This window comes from Methylobacterium sp. DB0501 (assembly GCF_011043735.1).
Lineage (GTDB): Bacteria > Pseudomonadota > Alphaproteobacteria > Rhizobiales > Beijerinckiaceae > Methylobacterium > Methylobacterium alsaeris.
The window spans coordinates 151,002-172,022 of record NZ_JAAKGV010000002.1; the positions used below are offsets into that span (position 1 = coordinate 151,002).

Sequence of the window (21,021 nt, forward strand, 5' to 3'; positions counted from 1 at the left end):
GATTCATCGCCGGTACTTAGTTCGTTCGGACCGAGGCCGGCGCTCGTCCGATGTCGGCGGCGTCGAGGGCGGCCGCGAGCCGGCGGATGCCGGCGCGGATCGTGTCGGGCGCGCTGCTGGCGAAGCCGAGGACCAGCCCGGCCCGGTCCGGCCGGGCGCCCGCCTCGTGGTAGAGCGGACCGACCGGGTAGATGCCGATGCCCGCCGCCCGGGCGGCCGCAGCCATCGCCGCCTCCCGCTCCGCCGGCACATCCTCGAACCAGGCGACGAGGTGCAGGCCCGCCGCCGCGCCCGCCACCCGCACCCGCGTCCCGAAGCTCTCCGCCAGGGCGCCGAGCAGGGCGGTCCGGCGCTCGGCGTTGCGGCGCCGGGCCTGGCGCAGGTGGCGCTCGTAGCCGCCCTCCTCCAGGAGCCGGGCGAGGGCCGCCTGTTCGAGCCCCGGCGCCTGCCGGTCGGCGAGGCGCTTGGCCTCCGCGAAGGCATCGCTCAAGCCGGCCGGCACCACGAGGTAGCCGAGGCGCAGCTGCGGCGAGAGGGTCTTGGAGACCGTGCCGACATAGATGACGCGGCCCGCCCGGTCGAGGCTGAGCAGGGCCTCCACGGGCTTCATGTCGAACCGGTACTCGCCGTCGTAATCGTCCTCGACGATCATGGCGCCGCACCCCTCCGCCCAGGCGAGCAAGGCCTGCCGGCGGGCGGCGGGCAGCACGCCGCCGAGGGGGAACTGGTGCGAGGGCGTGACATAGGCCAGGCGCGCCCGCCCGGCCGCCGCCAGGTCCCCGGTGCGCAGCCCTTCGTCGTCGACCGGGACCGGCACGATCGCCGCGCCGGCGGCGCAGAAGGCCCGCCGCGCCGCGCCGTAGCCGGGCTCCTCCACCGCCACCCGGTCGCCGGGATCGACGAGGAGCCGGGCGCAGAGGTCGATGCCCTGCTGCGAGCCGTTGACGACGACGATCTGGTCGAGGCCGCAGCTCAGGCCCCGGGCGCGCCAGAGGTAGGCCTGGAGCGCCGCCCGCAAGCCCGGCAGCCCGCGCGGGTCGCCGTAGGCGAGCCGGGCCGGCCGGCGCAGCAGGACGGCGTTGAGCGCCCGCCGCCAGGCGAGCGCCGGGAAGTCGTCGCCCGCGAGGTCGCCGGTGCGGAAGTCGATCGCCGGCTTGGGCGGCTCCGCGGCCGGCGGCATCGCCATGATCCGCTCCCCGAAGGCGGAGAGGCGCTGCGGCGGGACCATCGCCCCGGCCGGCGCCGGCTCGGGCCGAAGGCCGGCGGCGACCCGCGTGCGGCTGCCCGGCCGGGTCTCGAGATAGCCCTCGGCGATCAGCTGGTCGTAGGCCGCCGTCACGGTGGTGCGCGACACGCCCAGCTCGGCGGCGAGGGCCCGGGTCGAGGGCAGGGCGGCGCCCGGCGGATAGGTGCCGTCGGCGATCTGCGCCTTCAGGTCGGCGCCGATCCGCGCGCTGACGGACAGGGTGCGAGCGGAAGCGTCCAGACTGGCCCACCTTCTTCGTTGCGAACTGGCCGTTCAGCATGGGCCGGTTTCGGGCGAAGCACCAGGGCGCACCGCGATGGCGCCCCCGAGGACTCTCCGCAAGGTCTCCCCCGATGTACATCCCTCCCGCCTTCCGCGAGACCGACGCTGCCGCGATGCACGAGACGATGCGCGCCGCCCCCCTGGCGAGCCTCGTCACCGCGACCGCCGCCGGGCTCCTGTGCACGCCGCTGCCGCTCCTCCTCGATCCGCACGAGGGCGAGCACGGCGTGCTCTACGGCCATCTCGCTCGGGCCAACCCGCAATGGCGCGAGCCCGCCTCCGGCGAGGCGCTGGCGGCCTTCTCGGGACCCGACGCCTACGTGACGCCGTCCTGGTACGCGACCAAGCGCGAGACCGGGAAGGTGGTGCCGACCTGGAACTACGTCGCGGTCCATGCCTATGGGACGGCCGAGTTCTTCGACGATGCCGACCGCCTGCTCGCCGTCGTCACCCGCCTCACCGAGCGGCACGAGGGCGCGCGGCCGGCCCCCTGGGCCGTCGGCGACGCCCCGGCGGAGTTCATCGCGGGCCAGCTGCGCGGCATCGTCGGCCTGAGGCTGCCGATCGCGCGCCTGGAGGGCAAGCGCAAGATGAGCCAGAACCGCAGCGCGGCGGACCGCGCCGGCGTCGCGGCCGGGCTCTCCGCAGGCGACCCGGCGGAGCGCCGCGTCGCCGGGCTGATCCCCTCGGCGGATTGATCCCGGCGCGAGCGCCGCCCCCGGATTTGCACCCGGTACGAACCTTGCTCCACTATGCCCCGTGCACGAGCCGGGACGGGGCATGGCCGAACTGCGAAGCCTGGAGATCTTCTACTGGACCGCCTCGCTGTGCAGCTTCCGCAAGGCGGCGGAGCGGATGCACACCTCGCAGCCGGCGGTGTCGCAGCGCATCGCCGCCCTGGAGCAGGAATTCGGCGTGACCCTGTTCGAGCGGCGCGCCCGCTCGGTCGTGCTCACCGCCAAGGGACGCGACCTGCTGGCATATGCCGAGCGCTTCCTGCGCCTGCGCACCGAGATGATGCAGGTGGTGGCGGGGCCCGGCTCGGTGCGCGGCGTGCTGCGGCTCGGCGTCTCCGAGACCATCGTGCATACCTGGCTGATGCGCTTCATCGCGCGGATGAACGAGTCCTATCCGGGCGTCACCGTCGACATCGCGGTCGACATCTCGCCCACCATGCGCGACGCGTTGCTCGACCGCGACCTCGACCTCGCCTTCCTGGTCGGGCCGATCACCATGCCGAACTTGGTGAACCTGCCGCTCTGCCGCGTGTCGCTCGCCTGGATCGCCGCGCCGCATCTCGATCTCGGCCCCGGCGAGGTGAGCCTGGAGCGCCTCCTGCGCCATCCCCTGATCACCTACCCGAAGAACACCAACCCCTACGTCTCGCTGCGCGAGATGCTGGCGCAGTCGAACCTGCCGCCGCCGCGCCTGCACAGCAACGCCTCGCTCTCCACCATCGTGCGCATGGTGCGGGAGGGCATCGGCATCGGGGTGATCCCGCCCGAGGTGGTGCGCCAGGACCTCGAGGCCGGCTCGCTGCGGGTCGTCGCCCCGGCGCCGGCGCTCCCCGACATCGGCTTCACCGCCACCTATGCCAGCACGCCGGATTGCGGGCTGGCCGCCGCGGCGGCGCGGCTCGCCAGCGAGGTCGCCGCCTCGCCCGAGTGGCGCCAATGATGCGACATCCGGACGAGCCGGCGGTCCTCCCCGGGGGGCGCGGCCGGCTGCGATAAGCAGGGCTTATCGAAACCGATGCGAAATCGCGATTGGTGCTTACCTGCCTGTGATGTGATCATGGCGTATCCTTGAGCAGAGGAGTGGTGATGACCCTTCCCTTCGACCGGGCGCGGATGAGCGGCGAGGCCGCCCGGCTCGCCTGCCGCAGCGGCGCCATCACCGGCTGCACCGCCGGCATCGCCGACGGCTACGTCCAGGGCAACCTCGCGGTGCTGCCCGCCGACCTCGCCGAGGAGTTCCTGCTCTTCGCCCAGCGCAACCCGAAATCCTGCCCGATCATCGGCGTCTCGGCGAAGGGCGAGCGCGCGATCCCGGAGCTCGGCCTCGACCTCGACATCGCCACCGACATTCCCGGCTACCGGGTCTGGCGCGACGGCGAGGTGGTGGCGGAATGCGAGTCCGTCGCGGAGTTCTGGCGCGACGACCTCGTGGCCTTCGTGATCGGCTGCTCCTACTCGTTCGAGGCGGCGATGGCCGAGGACGGGCTCCCCTTGCGCCACGTCGAGATGGGCGTGCGGGTGCCGATGTACCGCACGGGCATCCCCACGGCGCCGGCCGGCCGCTTCGCCGGGCCGATGGTGGTGTCGATGCGGCCCCTCACCCCGGCCCAGGCCATCCGGGCGGTGCAGATCACCTCGCGCTTTCCCTCCGTCCACGGCGCGCCGGTCCATCTCGCCCGGCCGGACCTGATCGGCATTCCCGACATCGGCGCGCCCGATTACGGCGACCCCGTCGCGATCGGCGACGACGAGATCCCGGTCTTCTGGGCCTGCGGCGTCACCCCGCAATCGGTCATCGCCGCGGTGCGGCCGGCCTTCGCCATCACCCATGCGCCGGGCTGCATGCTGATTACCGACCGCCGCAACAGCGAGTTCGCCGTGCTCTGAAAGATGTCCCCGATCCTTTCGTCTTAGATCCGTGTTGAATTCATCCCGGACTCTTGTTCGCGTATCATTTTCGCCGTCGGGCTGGCGACAGCATCGACACGGGCTTTTCAAAGCCGGCGGAATGAGGCTTAGAGGAAGTCCCCGTCGCCCGGAGGCCAGCGCATGATTCGTCGTCGAGAACTCTTGGTGGGGGCCGGCGCCCTCTCTCTCGTCACCGCACGCGGCGCGCCCGCCCGCGCGGCGGCGCCGGAGGTGGTGGTCGGCGTGCTCTACGCCATGTCGGGGGCGAGCGCGCAGGTGGGCGTCGATGCCCGCCACGCCATCGAGACGGCGCTGGACCTCATCAACAACGACCACGACCTCGACCTGCCGGGCGCCAAGGGCGCAGGCCTTGCCGGCATGGGCGGTGCGAAGATCCGCCTCGTCTTCGCCGACCATCAGGCCGACCCGCAGAAAGGGCGCGCCGAGGCCGAGCGCCTCATCACCCAGGACAAGGTCTCGGCCCTCGTCGGCTGCTACCAGTCGGCGGTCTCGGCCACGGTCAGCGCCACCGCCGAGCGCTACGGCGTGCCCTTCGTCTGCGCCGATTCCTCGTCGCCGAGCCTGCACCGCAAGGGCCTGAAGTACTTCTTCCGCCCGGCCGCCCACGACGAGATGTTCTCGACCGCGATGTTCGATTTCCTGGATTCCCAGCGCAAGCAGGGCCAGAAGGTCGATTCCGTCGCCCTCTTCTTCGAGGATACGATCTACGGCGTCGATTCGTCCACGGTGCAGCGCAAGCTGGCGGCCGAGCGCGGCTACAAGCTCGTCGCCGACGTGAAGTACAAGAGCAACTCGCCCTCGCTGACCGCCGAGGTGCAGCAGCTCAAGACCGCGAACGCCGACGTTCTGCTGCCGACGAGCTACACCACCGACGCGATCCTGCTGACGAAGACCATGGCCGAGCTCGGCTACAAGCCGAAGAGCATCATCGCCCAGGCCGCCGGCTTCTCCGAGAAGGTCACCTACGACGCGGTCGGCGACAAGCTCCAGGGCCTGATCTCCCGCGGCAGCTTCTCCCTCGACCTCGCCGCCAAGCGCCCGATGGTCGCGACCGTCAACAACATGTACAAGGCACGGGCCGGCCGCGACCTCAACGACAATTCCTCGCGCCAGTTCATGGCGATGGTCGTGCTGGCCGACGCCCTCGACCGCGCCGGCTCGACCGACGGCCAGAAGATCCGTGCCGCGCTCGCCGCCACCGACATTCCGGGCACCCGCACGGTGATGCCCTGGACCAAGGTGGCCTTCGGTCCCGACGGCCAGAACACCTTCGCCGACCCGGTGCTGCTGCAATGGGTCGGCGACAAGTTCGTCACGGTCTTCCCGGAAGCCGCCGCGGCGGCGCCGGCGAAGTGGCCGATGAACGCGTGAGCGGACTCTTCCCCTCCCCCTTGGGGGGGAGGGTCAGGGGTGGGGGTGGTGCCGCGTATGGCTCGGCGGTGCCTCCTGCACCACCCCACGCGGGATCTTCGACCCCCCTTACCCCTCCCCCACAAGGGGGAGGGGAGGCGTTCCCTTCTGATGCGACGGTGCTCGTTCGCACCTTCCGGAAGCCCCCACCCGGAGCCCCTTTCCCCATGACGACGCAAGCCCTGGTGCAGGTGCTGGCGAGCGGCCTCCTGATGGGCTTGATCTACGCCCTGATCGCGGTCGGACTCTCGCTGATCTTCGGCCTGATGGACGTTGTGAACTTCGCCCATGGCGAGTTCCTGATGCTGGCCATGTACGCGACCTTCGGGCTGGTGCTGGTGACCCATCTCGACCCGGTGGTGCTGATGCCGCTGGTCGCGGGCCTGCTCTTCGTGCTCGGCGCCGCCGCCTATATGGGCGTGGTGCGCTTCGCCATGCGGGCCAAGGCCAACCAGGGCATGGTGCAGATCTTCGCGACCTTCGGGCTCGCGATCCTGCTCCAGGGCGCCGCCCAGTACCTGTTCACGCCGGATTACCGCAACGTCCAGAACACGTGGCTCGGCGGGCGCACCCTCGATCTCGGCGGCGTCTTCCTGCCCTGGCCGCAGATCTTCGGCGCCTTCGTCTCGCTCGCCGCCTTCGGGGGCCTGCACCTGCTGATGAGCCGCACCGATTTCGGCCGCGCGCTGGAGGCGACGCGCGAGGACCAGGGCGCGGTGGCGCTGGTGGGCATCGACCGCAACCGGGTCTTCGCCCTCGGCTGGGGCTTGGGGGCCGCCCTCGTCGGCCTCGCCGGCGCCGTGCTGGCGATCTTCTACTACATCCACCCCCAGGTCGGCGCGAGCTTCGCGCTCATCGCCTACGTCACGGTGGCGCTCGGGGGCTTCGGCAGCGTGGCGGGCGCCTTGGTCGCCGGGATCATCGTCGGCCTCGTCGAGGCCTTCACGGCGGTGATCCTGCCGCCGGCGCTGAAATCCGTCGGCGTCTACGCCCTCTACCTCGCGGTGGTGTTCGTGCGGCCGCAAGGCCTGTTCGGGAGGCTCTAGATGACCACGCTGACCACCGCCCTCGCGCCGGGAGCGAGCCTCGCCCGCGCCGAGGCGAGCTACGCGGCCAGGCGCCGGCGCAAGCTGGTCGTCGCCGCCCTGGTCTTCGCCGGCCTCGCCGCGCTCCCCTACGGCATCCGCGACGTCTACCTGCAGAACGTCCTGATCCTGACCCTGATGTACGCCGCGCTCTCGCAGAGCTGGAACATCCTCGGGGGCTATTGCGGCCAGGTCTCGCTCGGCCACGCGCTCTATTTCGGCCTCGGCGCCTACGCGACCTCGGTGCTGTTCGTGAATTACGGCGTGCTGCCGTGGTTCGGCATGCTGGCCGGCGGCGCCCTCTCGGCGGCGGTAGCGCTGATCCTCGGCTATCCGTGCTTTCGCCTGGCCGGCCACTATTTCTCGATCGCCACCATCGTGATCGCGGAGATCGGCCTGCTGCTCGTCCACAACTGGGACTTCGTCGGCGGCGCCATGGGCATCCAGTGGCCGTTCAACCCCGATTCCTGGTGGACGCTCCAGTTCGCCCGCGACAAGATCCCCTACGTCCACTTCGCCGTCGGCTTCCTCGCCGTGGTCTGGTTCGTGACCTGGCTGATCGAGGGCTCGCGCTGGGGGTATTGGTGGCGCGCGGTCAAGGACGACGCCCAGGCCGCCGAGAGCCTCGGCGTCGAGGTGTTTCGCTCCAAGATGGCGGCCGCCGCCGTCTCGGCCTTCTTCACCGCCATCGGCGGCGGCTTCTATGCCGCTTACGTCTCCTACATCGATCCCGAGAGCGTGATGAGCTTCCGCTTCTCGCTGCTCTTCGCCCTGCCGGCGGTGCTCGGCGGCATCGGCACCCTGTGGGGGCCGCTCGTGGGGGCGGCGATCCTGATCCCGCTCACAGAGATCAGCCGCTCCTATCTCGGCGGCAGCGGCAACGGCCTCGACCTGATGCTCTACGGCGTCCTCGTGATGGTGGTGGCGCTCGCCCGGCCCGAGGGCGTGCTCAGCCTGTTCCGCCGCACCCGCAAGGCCCGCAACGAGGAGGCCACTCCGTGAGCGAACCTTTGCTGCGCATCGACCACGTCACGCTCCGCTTCGGCGGCCTCGTCGCCAACGCGGATGTCAGCCTCGACGTGCCGGAGGGCCAGATCCTCGGGCTGCTCGGGCCGAACGGCGCCGGCAAGTCGACCCTGTTCAACCTGATCTCCGGCACCTACCGGCCGAGCGAGGGCCGGATCTTCTTCCGGGGCGAGGACATCACGGATCTCCCCGCCCCCGAGCGCTGCCGGCGCGGCATCGCCCGCACCTTCCAGGTGCCGCGCTCCTTCGACTCGATGAACGTGCTCGAGAACGTCATCGTCGGCGGATTCGCCCGCCACGCCGGCGCCGCCGCGGCCCGCCGCGTCGCCCTCGAAACCCTGGCCTTCGCGGGGCTCAGTCATCGGGCCGAGGCCGTGGCGGGAGAGCTGACGCCGCCGGAGAAGCGCCGCCTCGAAGTCGCCCGGGCGCTCGCCACCGAGCCGAAGCTCCTCCTCCTCGACGAGGTGCTGACGGGGCTCACCCCCAGCGAGGCCAAGGCCGGCGTCGAGCTGATCCGCAAGGTGGCGGCAAGCGGCGTCACCGTCATCATGGTCGAGCACGTCATGGAGGTGGTGATGCCGCTGGTCGACCGCGCCGTGGTGCTGCATCTCGGCCGCGTGCTGGCCGAGGGCCACCCGACCGAGGTGGTGCGCCACGAGGGCGTCATCACCGCCTATCTGGGGGAGCGCCATCGTGCTGCTTGAGGTCCGCGCGCTCTCCACCGCCTATCAGGGCCTGCTCGCCATCCAGGGCGTCTCGATCGAGGTCGACACGGGCGAGATCGTCGTCGTGGCGGGCGCCAACGGCGCCGGCAAGTCGACCTTGCTCAAGTCGATCGCCGGGATGGAGCGGCCCCGCTCCGGCGAGGTCGTGTTCGACGGCGCCCGCATCGACGGGCTGCCGGGCCACGCCATCACCGCCAAGGGCATCGCCTACGTGCCGGAGAACAAGCGGCTCTTTCCGCGCCTGTCCGTCTCCGACAATTTGCGGCTCGGCAGCTACCTCCACCGCAAGGCCGCCGACCGCGAGGCGCCGCTGGAGCGGGTGTTCTCGCTCTTTCCCCGCCTCAAGGAGCGCCTGCCGCAGCGGGCCGGCACCCTCTCGGGGGGAGAGCAGCAGATGCTCGCCATCGGCCGCGCCCTGATGACCCGGCCGCGCCTCCTGATGCTCGACGAGCCGTCGCAGGGCATCATGCCCAAGCTCGTCGACGAGATCTTTTCCGCCGTCGAGGCGATCCGCGCCTCGGGCACGACGATCCTGCTGGTCGAGCAGCGCCTGGCCGAATCCTTGAGCATCGCCGACCGCGCCTACGTGCTCCAGACCGGCCGCCTGATGCTCGCCGGGCCGGCGGCGACGCTGCGCGACGATCCGGAGGTGCGGCGGGTTTATCTCGGGATTTGAGCTCTCTTCGGCGCGTGAGCCGATCGAACAGACCCCCGATCTGCCACCCTCCGCGTCATCCCGGGTTCCGCTGCGCGGCTCCGGGATGACGCGGAAGGGTGTCGTTCCGTCGGGCGGGAAGCGAGGCGGCGGGCCGGATGCCGGAGACTCCCGCCCACCCGCCCGATGCTCTACAGAGGGCTCCGCACGGAGACCCAGCGATGACCAGCCGCACCACCGAGATCACGCTTGAGCGCATCGCCCTGATCCGGCGGCTGGCCGTGGCCTGGGATCCGGCGGGGCCGGGCGCCCCGGTGATCCATCCGGACGCCCCCTACGGCAGCCTCGACCGCGACGGCGACATCGCCAACGTCACGGGCGACGACGAGGGTGCGGCCGAGGAGCATCGGGCGGTGGGCGAGGCGCTGGTCGCCTTCCTGCGCCATGCCCAGCTGAAGCCGGGCCGCTACGGCTACCACAACCCGCTGACCAAGCTCGACATGTCCCACGTCTCCGACGTCTTTCGCGACGAGGCGGCCGGCACCTCACCCGAGCAGATCGTGTTCGAGGTGGGTCCCGAGCACATCGCCCTGATCCGGCATCTCGCCATGGGCTGGGACGAGGCACGGAGCGTGCCGGCGGTCGATGCGAGCGCGCCTTACGGTGCGGGGGCCTTGGAGGAGGCGATGACCCGGGCCCTCGGCGGTCCGCGGGAGGATCTGCCCCACCTGCACCGGTCGATGCAGCCGGCGTTGCAGATCTTCCTGCGCAGCGCTGATATCGCGCCGGGGGATTTCGAGGTCTGACGGGATTTGCCGAAGGAGGAGGGCGGGGCGAGGCCCTGCCTTCCCGTCTCACAGGGGCGTCCCGGGGCTCGGCGCAGCCGAGAACCCGGGATCCATAGCCGCCGACGTACGAGAACGAGGCGGTTCGGTTCCGGCATCGCCCTGCATCGTGAGTGGTGATGGATCCCGGGTTCCGCTGCGCGGCCCCGGGACGACGAGGAGGGCGCAGGACGGTCGGGTGAAACGCCGCCTCCCTCGCCTCACACCACCTCGGCGATGGGGGCCTCCGCCACCGCCCCATGCCCGCCATGCTGCCGCAACGGCCGGTTGCCGGTGAGCCGCCGCAGCAGCACGTAGAACACGGGCGTCAGGAACAGCCCGAACGCCGTCACCCCGATCATGCCGGAAAACACTGCGACGCCCATGGCGCGCCGCATCTCCGAGCCGGCCCCCGTCGCGGTGACGAGGGGCAGCACGCCCATGATGAAGGCCATCGAGGTCATCAGGATCGGGCGCAGCCGCAGGCGGCTCGCCTCGATCGCCGCCTGGACCGGATCGCGGCCGGCGAATTCCAGCTCCCGGGCGAATTCGACGATCAGGATCGCGTTCTTGGCCGAGAGCCCGACCAGCACGATCAGGCCGATCTGGGTAAAGACGTTGTTGTCGCCCGACGACAGCCAGACCCCGGTCATCGCCGCGAGCAGGCCCATCGGCACGATCATGAGGATCGCCAGCGGCAGGGCGAGGCTCTCGTACTGCGCCGCCAGCACCAGGAAGACCAGCAGCAGGGCGAGGGGAAACACCCACGCCCCCGAATGGCCGGCGATGAATTCCTGGTAGGTGAGGTCGGTCCACTCGAAGGAAAAGCCGCGCGGCAGGGTCTCGGCGGCGATGCGGGTCGCCGCTTCCTGCGCCTGGCCGGAGGAGTAGCCGGGCGCCGCGCCGGCATTGATGTCGGCGGTGAGGAAGCCGTTGTAGCGCATCGCCCGCTCGGGCCCGGCGGTCTGGCGCACGCGCAGCAGCGTCGAGAGCGGCACCATCTCGCCCGAGCCCGCCCGCACCTTCAGGAGGCCCACATCGTCGGAGCGGGCGCGAAAGGGGGCGTCGGCCTGGACCCGGACCGAGTAGGTGCGGCCGAACTTGTTGAAGTCGTCGACGTAGAGCGATCCGAGATAGATCTGCAGCGTGTCGAACACGTCGGTGACCGGGATCTTGAGCTGGCGCGCCTTGGTCCGGTCGATGTCGGCGAAGAGCTGCGGCACGTTCATCTGGAAGCTCGAGAACAGGCCGGCGAGCTCCGGCGCCTGCGCGGCCTTGGCGAGGAAGGCCTTCGTCGCCTCGTTCAGCGCCTCGTAGCCGAGCCCGGCCCGGTCCTCGATCTGCAGCTTGAAGCCGCCGATGGTGCCCAGGCCGTTGACCGGCGGCGGCGGGAACATCGCGATGAACGCCTCGGGGATCGCGGCGTATTTCCTGTTGAGCGACTGCGCGATGGACGCGCCGTCGAGCCCCGGGCCTTTCCGCTCCTCGAAGGGCTTGAGGGTCGAGAACACGATCCCCGAATTCGACGAGTTGGTGAAGCCGTTGATCGACAGGCCCGGGAAGGCGACCGCGCTCTCGACGCCGGGTTCCTTGAGGGCGATCTCGCTCATACGGCGGATCACCTCCTCGGTCCGGTCGAGGGTGGCGCCGTCGGGCAGCTGCGCGAAGCCGACGAGGTACTGCTTGTCCTGGCCCGGCACGAAGCCGCCGGGGATCTGCCGGAACAGCAATGCGGTCAGCCCGACGAGGACGAGGTAGAGCGCCATCATCGCGCCTTTTCGCGAGATGACCCCGCCGACGCCGCGTCCGTAGCCGTTCGAGGCGAGCCCGAAGACGCGGTTGAAGCGGCGGAAGAACCAGCCGAGCAGGGTGTCGAGGGTTCGGGTCAGCCGGTCCTTCGGCGCGTGGTGGTCCTTCAGGAGCAGGGCCGAGAGGGCAGGGGACAGGGTCAGCGAGTTGATCGCCGAGATCACGGTCGAGATCGCGATGGTCAGCGCGAACTGCTTGTAGAACTGGCCCGTCAGCCCGCTGATGAAGGCGAGCGGCACGAAGACGGCCACCAGGACCAGCGCGATGGCGATGATGGGTCCGGAGACCTCGCGCATCGCCTGGTCGCTGGCGTCGCGGGGCGACAGGCCGGCCTCGATGTTGCGCTCGACGTTCTCCACCACCACGATCGCGTCGTCGACGACGATGCCGATGGCGAGCACGAGGCCGAACAGGCTGAGCGCGTTGATCGAGAAGCCGAAGGCGTGCATCACCGCGAAGGTGCCGACGATCGAGACCGGCACGGCGAGAAGCGGGATGATCGAGGCGCGCCAGGTCTGGAGGAACAGGATCACCACCAGCACCACGAGGGCGACCGCCTCGAGCAGGGTGTGGATCACCGCCTCGATCGACGCGCGCACGAACTGGGTCGGGTCGTAGACGATTTCGTAATCGACCCCCTCGGGCATGGTCTGCTTAATCTCCGCCATGGTGCGGCGGACCGCATCGGAGATCCGGATCGCGTTCGAGCCCGGCGATTGCGAGATCGGCAGGGCCACCGCCGCCTTGTTGTCGAGGAGCGAGCGGAGCGCGTAATCGGCGGCGCCGAGCTCGATCCGGGCGATGTCGCGCAACCGCGTGATCTCGCCGTTCTCGCCGGTCTTGACCACGATGTCGCCGAACTGCTCCTCGCTGGTCAGGCGCCCCTCGGCGTTGAGCGAGAGCTGCAGGTCGAGGCCGGGGATCGCCGGCGAGGCGCCGATGGTGCCGGCGGCCGCTTCGACGTTCTGGGCCTGGATCTCGCGCACCACGTCGCCGGCCGACAGGCCGTGCTCGGCGACCCGCTGCGGATCGAGCCAGATCCGCATCGCGTAGTCGCCCGAGCCGAACAGCTGCACCTGGCCGACGCCGTCGAGGCGGGCCAGCCGGTCCTTGATGTTGAGCACCGCGTAGTTGCGCAGGTACGTCATGTCGTAGCGCCCGTTGGGCGAGACGAGGTGGACCACCATCGTCAGGTCGGGCGAGGACTTCACCGTGACGATGCCGAGCTGGCGCACGATCGCCGGCAGCCGCGGCTCGGCCTGCGCGACCCGGTTCTGGACCAGCTGCTGCGCCTTGTCGGGATCGGTGCCGAGCCGGAACGTCACGGTCAGCGTCATGATGCCGTCCGTCGTCGCCTGGCTCGACATGTAGAGCATGCCCTCGACGCCGTTGATCTGCTCCTCGATCGGCGTCGCCACGGTCTCGGCGATGACCTTGGGGTTGGCGCCCGGGAAGGTCGCCCGCACCACGACGGACGGCGGCACCACGTCCGGGTATTCGGAGATCGGCATCGCGAACAGCGACAGCAGCCCGCCGATGAAGATGAGCACCGAGAGCACGCCCGCGAAGATCGGGCGGTCGATGAAGAACTTGGAGAGGTTCATGCCGCCCTCCGGGGGCGAGAGGGATCGCGGAAGACGGATGCCATCCACGTCCCGGGATCGGGAATGATCGCGGGATCCTCCCTCCCGTGTGGGAGAGAGGCAGGGGTGAGGGTGATGCGGTTCAGGATCGAGCACTGATCGGGGTGCTGGGACCTGAACGGTCCAAGATAGACTTGGGAAGTGTCACACCCTCACCCCTATCCCCTCGCCCGTACGGGAGAGGGGAACTAAGATTGGTTTTTTAACTGCAGCAGATTGCGAGACTCGATTCGGAGTCGCATTCGTCGTGCTTCGCGGCCCCGGAATGCCGATGGAGGATGAGAGGGCCGTCGCCGACGTCGTGGGCCCGCTCCCCTTACCGCTGCGCCAGCTTCCCCGTCCCCGGCTCCTGCATCGGCCGCGCCCCCATCGTCACGGGCGAAGGGCTGACGAGGCTGCCCGGGCGCACCCGCTGCAGGCCGTTGACGACGATCCGCTCGCCCCCCGACAGGCCCGAGGTGACGATCCGCAAGCCCTCGACCGACCGGCCGAGCGTGACGGCGCGGAACTCGGTCCGGTTGTCGGCCCCGACCACCAGCACGAAGCGCTTGTCCTGGTCGGTGCCGACGGCCCGCTCGTCGACGAGGAGCAGGCGCTCGGGCGCCGCCTGGCCGAGGCGCAGGCGGGCGAACTGGCCCGGGATCAGGTGCCCGTCGGCATTGGCGAAGGTGGCGCGCACCCGCACGGTGCCGCTGCGGGCATCGACCTTGTTGTCGATGAACTGGAGGTGCCCCGTCGCGCGCTCGCCGTCGGCGGTGACCATCTCGACCGGGATGCGGTCGAGCTTGCCGCGCCGGCCGGTGGGCTCGGCGATGCCGGACAGCGCCTTCAGCACCACGGTCTCGTCGGCGTCGAAGCTCGCATGGATCGGATCGACCGAGACGAGGGTCGTCAGCACCGCCGCGCCCGCCCCCGTCGCCACGAGGTTGCCCGGGGTGATCTCCCGGCGCCCGACCCGGCCGCCCACGGCGGCCCGCACCTGCGTGTAGTCGAGGTTGAGGCGGGCCGAGGCCAGGGTCGCCCGGGCGGCATCGAGATTGGCCTTCGCCTCCTTGAAGGCGTTCGCCCGCACGTCGAGGTCGCGCGCCGTGACGATGCGCTGGTCCGACAGGCGCTGGCCGCGCTCGTAGTCGCTCGCGGTGAGCGCCAGGCGCGCCTCGGCGCCCGCCACCTGGGCGTCGAGCCGCTGGACCTCGGCGGCGTAGGGCGCGGGATCGATCGTCACCAGCAGGTCGCCGGCCTTCACGAGGTCGCCTTCCGAGAAATGCGTCGCCTGCACGGCGCCGCCGACACGGGCCCGCACGTCGATCCGCTCGACCGCCTCGAGCCGGCCCGAGAACTCGTCGAACAACACCACGTCGCGGGGCTCGATCGCGGCGACCGGCACCGGGACCGCCGGCTCGGCGGGGGGCGTGGCGGCGACGGCCTGCCCTGAGGACAAGCGCGGCAGAGGCAGGTAAGCGGAGGAGGCGCCCGCGACCAGCGCGAGGGCGAGGCCGGACGCGGCGAGGCGGGGAAGGCGGGAGGGAACGACGGCAGGTTCGGGGTGCACGACCGGCTCCGACATCTGTAAGATACGTTACACATGTCGGCATGGACGCCGGCCGTCAAGAGACTTATCTACCACTCGTTACAAAAGTTGGAGCCAGCGGACGATGACGATGGGGCGGCCCCGGGCCTTCTGCACGGAAAAGGCCCTCGACGAGGCGATGGAGGTGTTCTGGCGCCACGGCTACGACGGGGCGACGCTGGCGATGCTGACCAAGGCGATGGGCATCAAGCCGCCGAGCCTGTACGCCGCGTTCGGCAGCAAGGAGGGCCTCCTCAAGGCCGCCCTCGACCGCTACGCCGAGCGCCGCTCCGCGCACATGCGCTACGTGCTCGAGGGCGCGACCGCCCGCGACGTGGCCGAGCGCTTCCTGTCGAGCATCGCCGAGAGCCACACCGACCCGGCCAACCCGCCCGGCTGCCTGTTGGTCCAGGGCGGGCTCGCCTGCGGCGCCGGCTCGGAGAACATCCCGTTCGAGCTGGCCGCCCGCCGCGCCCAGACCGAGACCGAATTGCGCGGGCGGTTCCTGCGGGCGCGGGACGAAGGCGACCTGCCCGAGGGCAGCGACCCGGCGGCGCTCGCGCGCTTCCTGTCGACGGTCGCCTCGGGCATGGGGGTGCTGGCCTCGTCCGGCGCCGACCGGGAGGCGCTTCGGGAGGTGGCGCGGGTGTCGCTGGCGGCGTTTCCCCGCGGGCGCGGAGCGGGCGAGGCGCCGGCGTGACCGGCCGCGCCGTGCCAGCCGACGACACACCGCTTTCATTTGATACAGTCTTCGTACCCCGGGCCGCGTTTCCATGCGCGACTCGGGGACTCCCCGGGATTGTTTGCCCCCACCTTTGGGTAACGGTTACGCCTGACGCAGTGGTGACGCAGTCTGGAACCTTTCACTGAAAATTATCGCGATCCCGGCACTCTGACGGCAGAGGGGCACCGGCCCCGATTCTCGAGCCTTGAACGGCTATCCGCACGTCGCGACCTGGATCACCGCATGTTGTCCTTATCCAAGCTGGCCGTCAGGTTGCCCGCCACGATCGTCGGGCTCGCGCTCGTCAGCGCGAGCGTGATGGGCGGTTTGAGCTGGTATTCCGCGAAAAGCAGCCTCGTCTCGTCCGTCCAGGATACGCTGCGGCTCGCCGCGACCGCGACCGGCCAGGGCATCGCCATGACGGCCGAGCGGGCCCAGGCGGATTTCGTCGCCGCGGCCGGCCATCCGCAGGTGGCCTCGAACTTCACCGACCTGATCGAGACCCTCGATCCGGGCAAGCCCGACTATGCCGCGATCCTCGCGGCCTTCCGGGCGCCGACGAGCGTCGAGGCGCGGCTCGCCTTCGACGGCGCGACGACGAACACGATGTATGGCCGCCGGCACGGCAAGGTGCAGGAGATCGCCCGCAAGCTCCTGAGCCATCCGGGCTACGCCGACCTGATGTTCCTCGATCCCGACGGCCGGATCGTCTACACGGCGACCAAGGGCGACGACTTCGCCGCCTCGGTCACCGATCCGGCCCTGCGCGGGACCGGCCTCGCCCGGCTGTTCGAGCAGATGAAGGCAGCGGGCCCCGACGCGGTCTCCGTCGCGGACTTCGCCGCCTACCCGGTCGGCAGCGGTCCCTCGGCCTTCGTCGGCAAGCCGATGAGCCGGCGCGCCAACGTCGCCATGGGGACCGCGCAGGCGGTGGAGCGCGCCGGCTACGTCGTGATGCGGATCGCGCCCGCGCTGTTCGACCAGACCATGTCGCAGCGCGCCGGCCTCGGAGAGACCGGCCAGACCCTCGCGATCGGCCCCGACGGACGGCTGCGGGCCAAGCCTCCCCTCGCGACGGGCGTCGCGGCCGGCTCGCTCTCGGGCGACCTCGGCATCACCCCGGACCGGGTCGCGGCGCAGGCGGCGTTCTCCTACGAGGCGCCGACGGGCCGCCGCATGGCGGTGAGCGCCGCCGTGCCGGTGCTCGGCGCGCGCTGGACGATGGTGGCGGAGCAGTCCGAGGCCGAGGCGCTCCAGGAGGTGGACGCCCTGTCGCGGATCCTCGTGCTGATCGGCCTCGGCGTGCTCGTCGGCACCGCGCTGCTCGGTCTCGTGATGTCGCGGGCGATCGTGCGTCCGCTCGCCGCGCTGACCGGGGCGCTGAAGGCCCTCGCCGCCCGCCAGACCCTCGACGAGGTGCCGGGCGTCCGGCGCCGCGACGAGATCGGCGACATCGCCCGGGCGGTGGTGATGATCCGCGACGTCTCCCTCGAGGAGGCGGCCCAGCAGCTCCAGACCACCGAGGCGGCGCGGCTGCGCGAGGAGCAGGCCAGGCGCAGCCTGCTGCGCGACCTCGCCGACCGGTTCGAAGTCTCGGTCGGCGCCATCGTCGCCCGCGTGTCGGGAGCGGCCGAGGGGCTGGCCGGCGCCTCCGGCGCCGTCACCCAGGCGGTCGAGGGTACGTCGTCCCGCTCGGTCAGCGTCGCGGCGGTCGCCCGGCAGACCAGCGGCAATGTCGGCGCCGTCGCGGCGGCGGCCGAGGAACTCGGGGCGACCGTGGCGGAGATCGGCCGCCAGGTCACCCAGGCCGCCGGGATGTCGGCCGAGGCGGTGGCGCAGGCGCGGGATGCCGGCGGTACGATGGCGGAGCTGTCCGCCGCCGCCGCCCGCATCGGCGACGTTGTCGGCCTCGTCTCCCAGATCGCCTCGCAGACCAACCTTCTGGCCCTGAACGCCACCATCGAGGCGGCCCGCGCCGGCGTGGCGGGACGCGGCTTCGCGGTGGTCGCCGCGGAGGTGAAGGAACTGGCCGGTCAGACCGCCAAGGCCACCGACGAGATCGGACGCCACGTCGCGGCGATCCAGTCCACCAGCCAGGGCGCCGGGGAGGCGATCACCGGCGTCACCGCCCAGATCGAGGCGATGAGCCAGGTCTCGACCGGGATCGCCTCGGCGATCGAGGAGCAGGGCACGATGACCCACGAGATCGTACGCCAGATGGCCGAGGCGACGGACGGCACCGCCGCGATGACGAGCGACATCGGCGCGGTCGCCGACGCCGCCGGCACCGCGGGCCGCGCCGCCGCCGAGGTGGCGCGGGTCTCCGACGACCTGACGGACCAGTGCGCCCGCCTGCGCCAGGAGGTCGACGGCTTCCTCGCCAGCGTTCGCGCCGCCTGACGGGTCCGGCGCGCCCCCGGGGAAAGGGGGCGCGCCGGGGTCAACGGTCCCCCTTGCGAGCCCGCTCGACCGGCTCGGACGAAGCCGGCGCACCCGCAACGAAGTCCATCCCGGGGCCCGCGCGGCGGAGCCCGGAACGACATGCAGGGTGTCGGGTCCGTTGCGCCATCCACACGAAGCCCGATCGATACCCTCTCCCGAAGCCCTCGTCCGGAACCGGTATCGAGGCTTTCGGCGACGGCGCTATTTGGCGAGATGCCGGTCGAAGAAGCCGGCGATTTCCGTAAACACCGCCTTCGTCTCCGGCGCCGTGTCGTCGCGGATGTAATGGGCGTGCGACTGCCCCTCGCCGACCTGCAGGACGGCCTCGACGCCGGCCTCCCGCAGCTTGCGGTGCACCCGCACGGTGTTCGACAGGAGGAGGTCGCGGGTGCCGGTGGTCAGGATCGTCGGCGGAAAGCCGTGCATGTCGCCGTAGACCGGCGATAGCATCGGGTCCTTCAGGTCGTGACCGTTGGCGTAGACCTTGGCCCCGGCGTCGCAGAAGCCGTCGGGCGAGACCAGCACGTTGTCGAGCATCGCATTGGTGACGAAGCTGTCGCCGACCTTGGTGGTGTCCGACATCGGCGTGCCGGGGGCGATCGCCGCGGGCAGCGGCAGCCCCTCCTGCTTGGCCCGCAGCACCATGGCGAGGGTCAGCGCACCGCCCGCCGAGGTGCCGAAGATCGCCGTCTTCCTCGGGTCGGTCGTCTTCACGACCGCCCTCCACACCGTCATGGCGTCGTCGTGGGCGGCCGGATAGGTCGCCTCAGGCGGCATCCGGTAATCGACCGAGATCACCTTGAACCGGCCGAACCCGGCCATGAAGATCGCCTCCGGCAGGCCGGCCTCGCCGGGATTGAGCACGTAGCAGCCGCCATGGACGTGGACGAGGACCCGGTCGCGGTTCGCCGCCGGGATGTCGTCCGGCGTGACGATGAAGGCCCGCACGCCGTCGATGGTGGTGCGCTCGACCTTGACCTTGAGGCGCGCGAGCATCCCGGGCACCTGCTTGGCGAGCGCCGCCGCACCCGCCTCGGCGACCGGCTTCCACTCCTCGCCGGTCTTCGGCTGGATGGCCCAGTTCTGGCGGAGCGGCGCGCCGATGATCTTCGCCATCTGCGGGCTGACGTCGCCCGGCACCGGCACGCTCTTGGCCGGCACCTGCAAGGGCCCCGTCATTGGAGCCGGAGCCGCCTGCGCCGGAGCCACCTGGGCCGGAGTCACCTGGGCCGGAGTCACCTGCGCCGTGGCATCCTGTGGCGGGGCGTTCTGCGCGGCCGCGGACGTGACGGCGGCGAGGCCCGCCAGGACAGCCAGCCCGGTGACGCGGCGCGAATGAAACACCATGAGCTCGTTCCTCCCTGGAGACCGCCCGCACCGTCTCGTGCGACGCTCGGCGGCCGAGGGAGAGTCTAAGCAGACTTGCCTTGGCAGGCCAACGCTTCGTCCGCGTAGACTCTTGTTTTGTCGCGGATTTTTATCGCAGAACCGGCAACCGCTCTGGCGAAATCTGATGAGGGCGCGCGACGACGGTTGCACAGGGATCGGCGATGCCGCCCATGCATGCCGCCGCTCCGCGTCGCGATCGCGCCAAGGGCGCCGGTCGTCCCCCCGAACGATCGTCGCGCTTGACGATCGCCGCCGCGTGTCGCCTCCTGTCCGAACAATAATGACGGGTCGGGAGGAAATGTGATGATCGTGAAGCGGTTGCTGTTATCCGCCGGGTGCCTCGTGCTCTCGGCGCTGCCCGCTCTGGCGCAGATCAAGATCAAGGTCGGCGTCCTGAACGACATGTCGGGCGTCTACTCGGATATCGGCGGAAAGGGCTCGGTCGCCGCGGCGCAACTGGCGGTGGAAGATTTCGCGGCCAACAACAAGGACGTCACGGTCGAGATCGTGGCGGCCGATCACCAGAACAAGCCGGATGTCGGCGCCGGCATCGCGCGGCAATGGTACGACCGGGACGGCGTCGACGCCATCTTCGACGTCCCGACCTCCTCCGTCGCCCTCGCGGTGAGCCAGATCACCCGCGAGAAGAACAAGATCTTCATCAATTCCGGCGCCGGCAGCACCGACCTGACCGGGCCGCAATGCTCGCCCAATACCGTCCACTGGACCTACGACACCTACGCGCTCGCCAACGGCACCGGCGGCGCCATGGTCAAGCGCGGCGGCGATACCTGGTTCTTCCTGACCGCCGACTACGCCTTCGGGCAATCGCTCCAGAACGAGACCGCCGCCGTCGTCACCCGCAACGGCGGCAAGGTCCTCGGCGCGGCCAAGGTGCCGTTCCCGGCGAGCGACTTCTCGTCCTTCCTGCTCCAGGCGCAAGGATCGGGCGCCAAGGTGATCGGTCTCGCCAATGCCGGCGGCGACACGATCAACGCCGTCAAGCAGGCGCATGAATTCGGCATCACCCAGGGCGGGCAGAAGCTCGCGGCGCTGCTGTTCTACGCCCAGGACGCCAAGGCGCTGGGCCTCGAGGTCGCCAAGGGGCTGGTGCTGACGGAAGCCTTCTACTGGGACCTGAACGACGGGACCCGGGCCTTCTCGGAGCGCTTCGCCAAGCGCGCGAACGGCAACATGCCGAGCATGAACCAGGCCGGCGTCTATGGCGGGCTGATGCACTACCTAAAGGCGGTGGCGGCGACGAAGTCGAAGGACGCCAAGGTTGTGATGGACTGGATGAAGGCCAACCCGGCCGACGATCCGCTGTTCGGCAGGAGCACCATCCGGCCCGACGGTCGCACGATCCACGACATGTACCTGTTCGAGGTCAAGAAGCCCTCCGAGTCGAAGGGCCCCTGGGACGTCTACAACAAGCTCGCGACGATTCCCGGCGACCAGGCCTTCAAGCCGCTGAATCAGGGCGGCTGCCCGTTGGTCGGCAAGAGCTGAGGCATGGCTCCGAGAC

Annotated in this window: 16 protein-coding genes; 12 read left to right on the forward strand and 4 right to left on the reverse strand. The window is 70.7% G+C overall.

What is annotated here, in order from left to right; all coding sequences use genetic code 11:
* Positions 1 to 16 precede the first annotated feature (16 nt).
* A complete protein-coding gene (locus G4G93_RS04550) occupies positions 17 to 1,486 on the reverse strand; it encodes a PLP-dependent aminotransferase family protein (RefSeq protein WP_312891729.1) in 1,470 nt (489 codons plus the stop codon).
* Between the two features lie 113 nt (positions 1,487 to 1,599).
* On the opposite strand from G4G93_RS04550, the gene G4G93_RS04555 reads away from it, so the two are divergent.
* The 9 genes from G4G93_RS04555 to G4G93_RS04595 all read left to right on the forward strand — a co-directional run bounded on the left by G4G93_RS04555 (position 1,600) and on the right by G4G93_RS04595 (position 9,901).
* Positions 1,600 to 2,226, forward strand: a complete 627-nt coding sequence (locus G4G93_RS04555) for an FMN-binding negative transcriptional regulator (protein ID WP_165081634.1) — start codon at positions 1,600 to 1,602, stop codon at positions 2,224 to 2,226.
* A gap of 82 nt (positions 2,227 to 2,308) precedes the next feature.
* On the forward strand, positions 2,309 to 3,205 hold the full coding sequence (locus G4G93_RS04560) for a LysR family transcriptional regulator (RefSeq protein WP_165081636.1): 897 nt from the start codon (positions 2,309 to 2,311) through the stop codon (positions 3,203 to 3,205).
* A 146-nt stretch (positions 3,206 to 3,351) separates the two neighbouring features.
* Entirely contained in the window at positions 3,352 to 4,152 is an 801-nt protein-coding gene (locus G4G93_RS04565) for a putative hydro-lyase (RefSeq protein WP_165081638.1), read from the forward strand.
* Between the two features lie 162 nt (positions 4,153 to 4,314).
* Positions 4,315 to 5,565 (forward strand): ABC transporter substrate-binding protein, encoded by a 1,251-nt coding sequence (locus G4G93_RS04570; protein ID WP_206289520.1) that lies wholly within the window; start codon positions 4,315 to 4,317, stop codon positions 5,563 to 5,565.
* A gap of 206 nt (positions 5,566 to 5,771) precedes the next feature.
* Positions 5,772 to 6,650 carry a branched-chain amino acid ABC transporter permease gene (locus tag G4G93_RS04575; RefSeq protein WP_165081640.1) on the forward strand — a complete coding sequence of 293 codons (879 nt, stop codon included), beginning with the start codon at positions 5,772 to 5,774 and terminating at the stop codon, positions 6,648 to 6,650.
* Positions 6,651 to 7,691: a branched-chain amino acid ABC transporter permease gene (locus G4G93_RS04580; RefSeq protein ID WP_165081642.1), complete on the forward strand. Its 1,041-nt coding sequence runs from the start codon at positions 6,651 to 6,653 to the stop codon at positions 7,689 to 7,691.
* Positions 7,688 to 8,419, forward strand: a complete 732-nt coding sequence (locus G4G93_RS04585; RefSeq protein WP_312891701.1) for an ABC transporter ATP-binding protein — start codon at positions 7,688 to 7,690, stop codon at positions 8,417 to 8,419. Before G4G93_RS04580 ends, G4G93_RS04585 begins: the two co-directional genes overlap by 4 nt.
* Entirely contained in the window at positions 8,412 to 9,116 is a 705-nt protein-coding gene (locus G4G93_RS04590) for an ABC transporter ATP-binding protein (protein ID WP_165082053.1), read from the forward strand. The genes G4G93_RS04585 and G4G93_RS04590 overlap by 8 nt, the downstream gene beginning before the upstream one ends.
* A 200-nt stretch (positions 9,117 to 9,316) precedes the next feature.
* Positions 9,317 to 9,901 (forward strand): hypothetical protein, encoded by a 585-nt coding sequence (locus G4G93_RS04595; RefSeq protein WP_165081644.1) that lies wholly within the window; start codon positions 9,317 to 9,319, stop codon positions 9,899 to 9,901.
* Between the two features lie 239 nt (positions 9,902 to 10,140).
* On the opposite strand, the gene G4G93_RS04600 is transcribed toward G4G93_RS04595, so the two are convergent.
* Positions 10,141 to 13,332, reverse strand: a complete 3,192-nt coding sequence (locus G4G93_RS04600) for an efflux RND transporter permease subunit (RefSeq protein ID WP_165081646.1) — start codon at positions 13,330 to 13,332, stop codon at positions 10,141 to 10,143.
* Positions 13,333 to 13,687: 355 nt separating this feature from the next.
* The gene (locus G4G93_RS04605) at positions 13,688 to 14,938 is read right to left on the reverse strand and encodes an efflux RND transporter periplasmic adaptor subunit (protein ID WP_165081648.1); all 1,251 of its coding nucleotides are present in this window, start codon (positions 14,936 to 14,938) and stop codon (positions 13,688 to 13,690) included.
* 88 nt (positions 14,939 to 15,026) lie between these two features.
* Between G4G93_RS04605 and G4G93_RS04610 the strand changes: the two genes are divergently transcribed.
* Both G4G93_RS04610 and G4G93_RS04615 read left to right on the forward strand, forming a co-directional pair.
* A complete protein-coding gene (locus G4G93_RS04610; RefSeq protein WP_165081650.1) occupies positions 15,027 to 15,641 on the forward strand; it encodes a TetR/AcrR family transcriptional regulator in 615 nt (204 codons plus the stop codon).
* A 267-nt stretch (positions 15,642 to 15,908) separates the two neighbouring features.
* On the forward strand, positions 15,909 to 18,065 hold the full coding sequence (locus tag G4G93_RS04615) for a methyl-accepting chemotaxis protein (RefSeq protein WP_165081652.1): 2,157 nt from the start codon (positions 15,909 to 15,911) through the stop codon (positions 18,063 to 18,065).
* A 243-nt stretch (positions 18,066 to 18,308) separates the two neighbouring features.
* Here G4G93_RS04615 and G4G93_RS04620 read toward each other — a convergent pair whose 3' ends face one another.
* The gene (locus tag G4G93_RS04620) at positions 18,309 to 19,454 is read right to left on the reverse strand and encodes an alpha/beta hydrolase (protein WP_246736544.1); all 1,146 of its coding nucleotides are present in this window, start codon (positions 19,452 to 19,454) and stop codon (positions 18,309 to 18,311) included.
* A 345-nt stretch (positions 19,455 to 19,799) separates the two neighbouring features.
* Between G4G93_RS04620 and G4G93_RS04625 the strand changes: the two genes are divergently transcribed.
* Positions 19,800 to 21,005, forward strand: coding sequence for an ABC transporter substrate-binding protein (locus G4G93_RS04625; protein WP_165081654.1), 1,206 nt, complete (start codon positions 19,800 to 19,802; stop codon positions 21,003 to 21,005).
* The last annotated feature ends 16 nt before the right edge of the window (positions 21,006 to 21,021 follow it).

Bases quoted from the DNA above. Each gene is read 5' to 3' on its own strand.
- G4G93_RS04555 (WP_165081634.1), top strand. From the start codon at position 1,600: ATGTACATCCCTCCCGCCTTCCGCGAGACCGACGCTGCCGCGATGCAC.
- G4G93_RS04560 (WP_165081636.1), top strand. From the start codon at position 2,309: ATGGCCGAACTGCGAAGCCTGGAGATCTTCTACTGGACCGCCTCGCTG.
- G4G93_RS04565 (WP_165081638.1), top strand. From the start codon at position 3,352: ATGACCCTTCCCTTCGACCGGGCGCGGATGAGCGGCGAGGCCGCCCGG.
- G4G93_RS04570 (WP_206289520.1), top strand. From the start codon at position 4,315: ATGATTCGTCGTCGAGAACTCTTGGTGGGGGCCGGCGCCCTCTCTCTC.
- G4G93_RS04575 (WP_165081640.1), top strand. From the start codon at position 5,772: ATGACGACGCAAGCCCTGGTGCAGGTGCTGGCGAGCGGCCTCCTGATG.
- G4G93_RS04580 (WP_165081642.1), top strand. From the start codon at position 6,651: ATGACCACGCTGACCACCGCCCTCGCGCCGGGAGCGAGCCTCGCCCGC.
- G4G93_RS04595 (WP_165081644.1), top strand. From the start codon at position 9,317: ATGACCAGCCGCACCACCGAGATCACGCTTGAGCGCATCGCCCTGATC.
- G4G93_RS04600 (WP_165081646.1), bottom strand. From the start codon at position 13,332: ATGAACCTCTCCAAGTTCTTCATCGACCGCCCGATCTTCGCGGGCGTG.
- G4G93_RS04605 (WP_165081648.1), bottom strand. From the start codon at position 14,938: ATGTCGGAGCCGGTCGTGCACCCCGAACCTGCCGTCGTTCCCTCCCGC.
- G4G93_RS04610 (WP_165081650.1), top strand. From the start codon at position 15,027: ATGACGATGGGGCGGCCCCGGGCCTTCTGCACGGAAAAGGCCCTCGAC.
- G4G93_RS04615 (WP_165081652.1), top strand. From the start codon at position 15,909: ATGTTGTCCTTATCCAAGCTGGCCGTCAGGTTGCCCGCCACGATCGTC.
- G4G93_RS04620 (WP_246736544.1), bottom strand. From the start codon at position 19,454: ATGGTGTTTCATTCGCGCCGCGTCACCGGGCTGGCTGTCCTGGCGGGC.
- G4G93_RS04625 (WP_165081654.1), top strand. From the start codon at position 19,800: ATGATCGTGAAGCGGTTGCTGTTATCCGCCGGGTGCCTCGTGCTCTCG.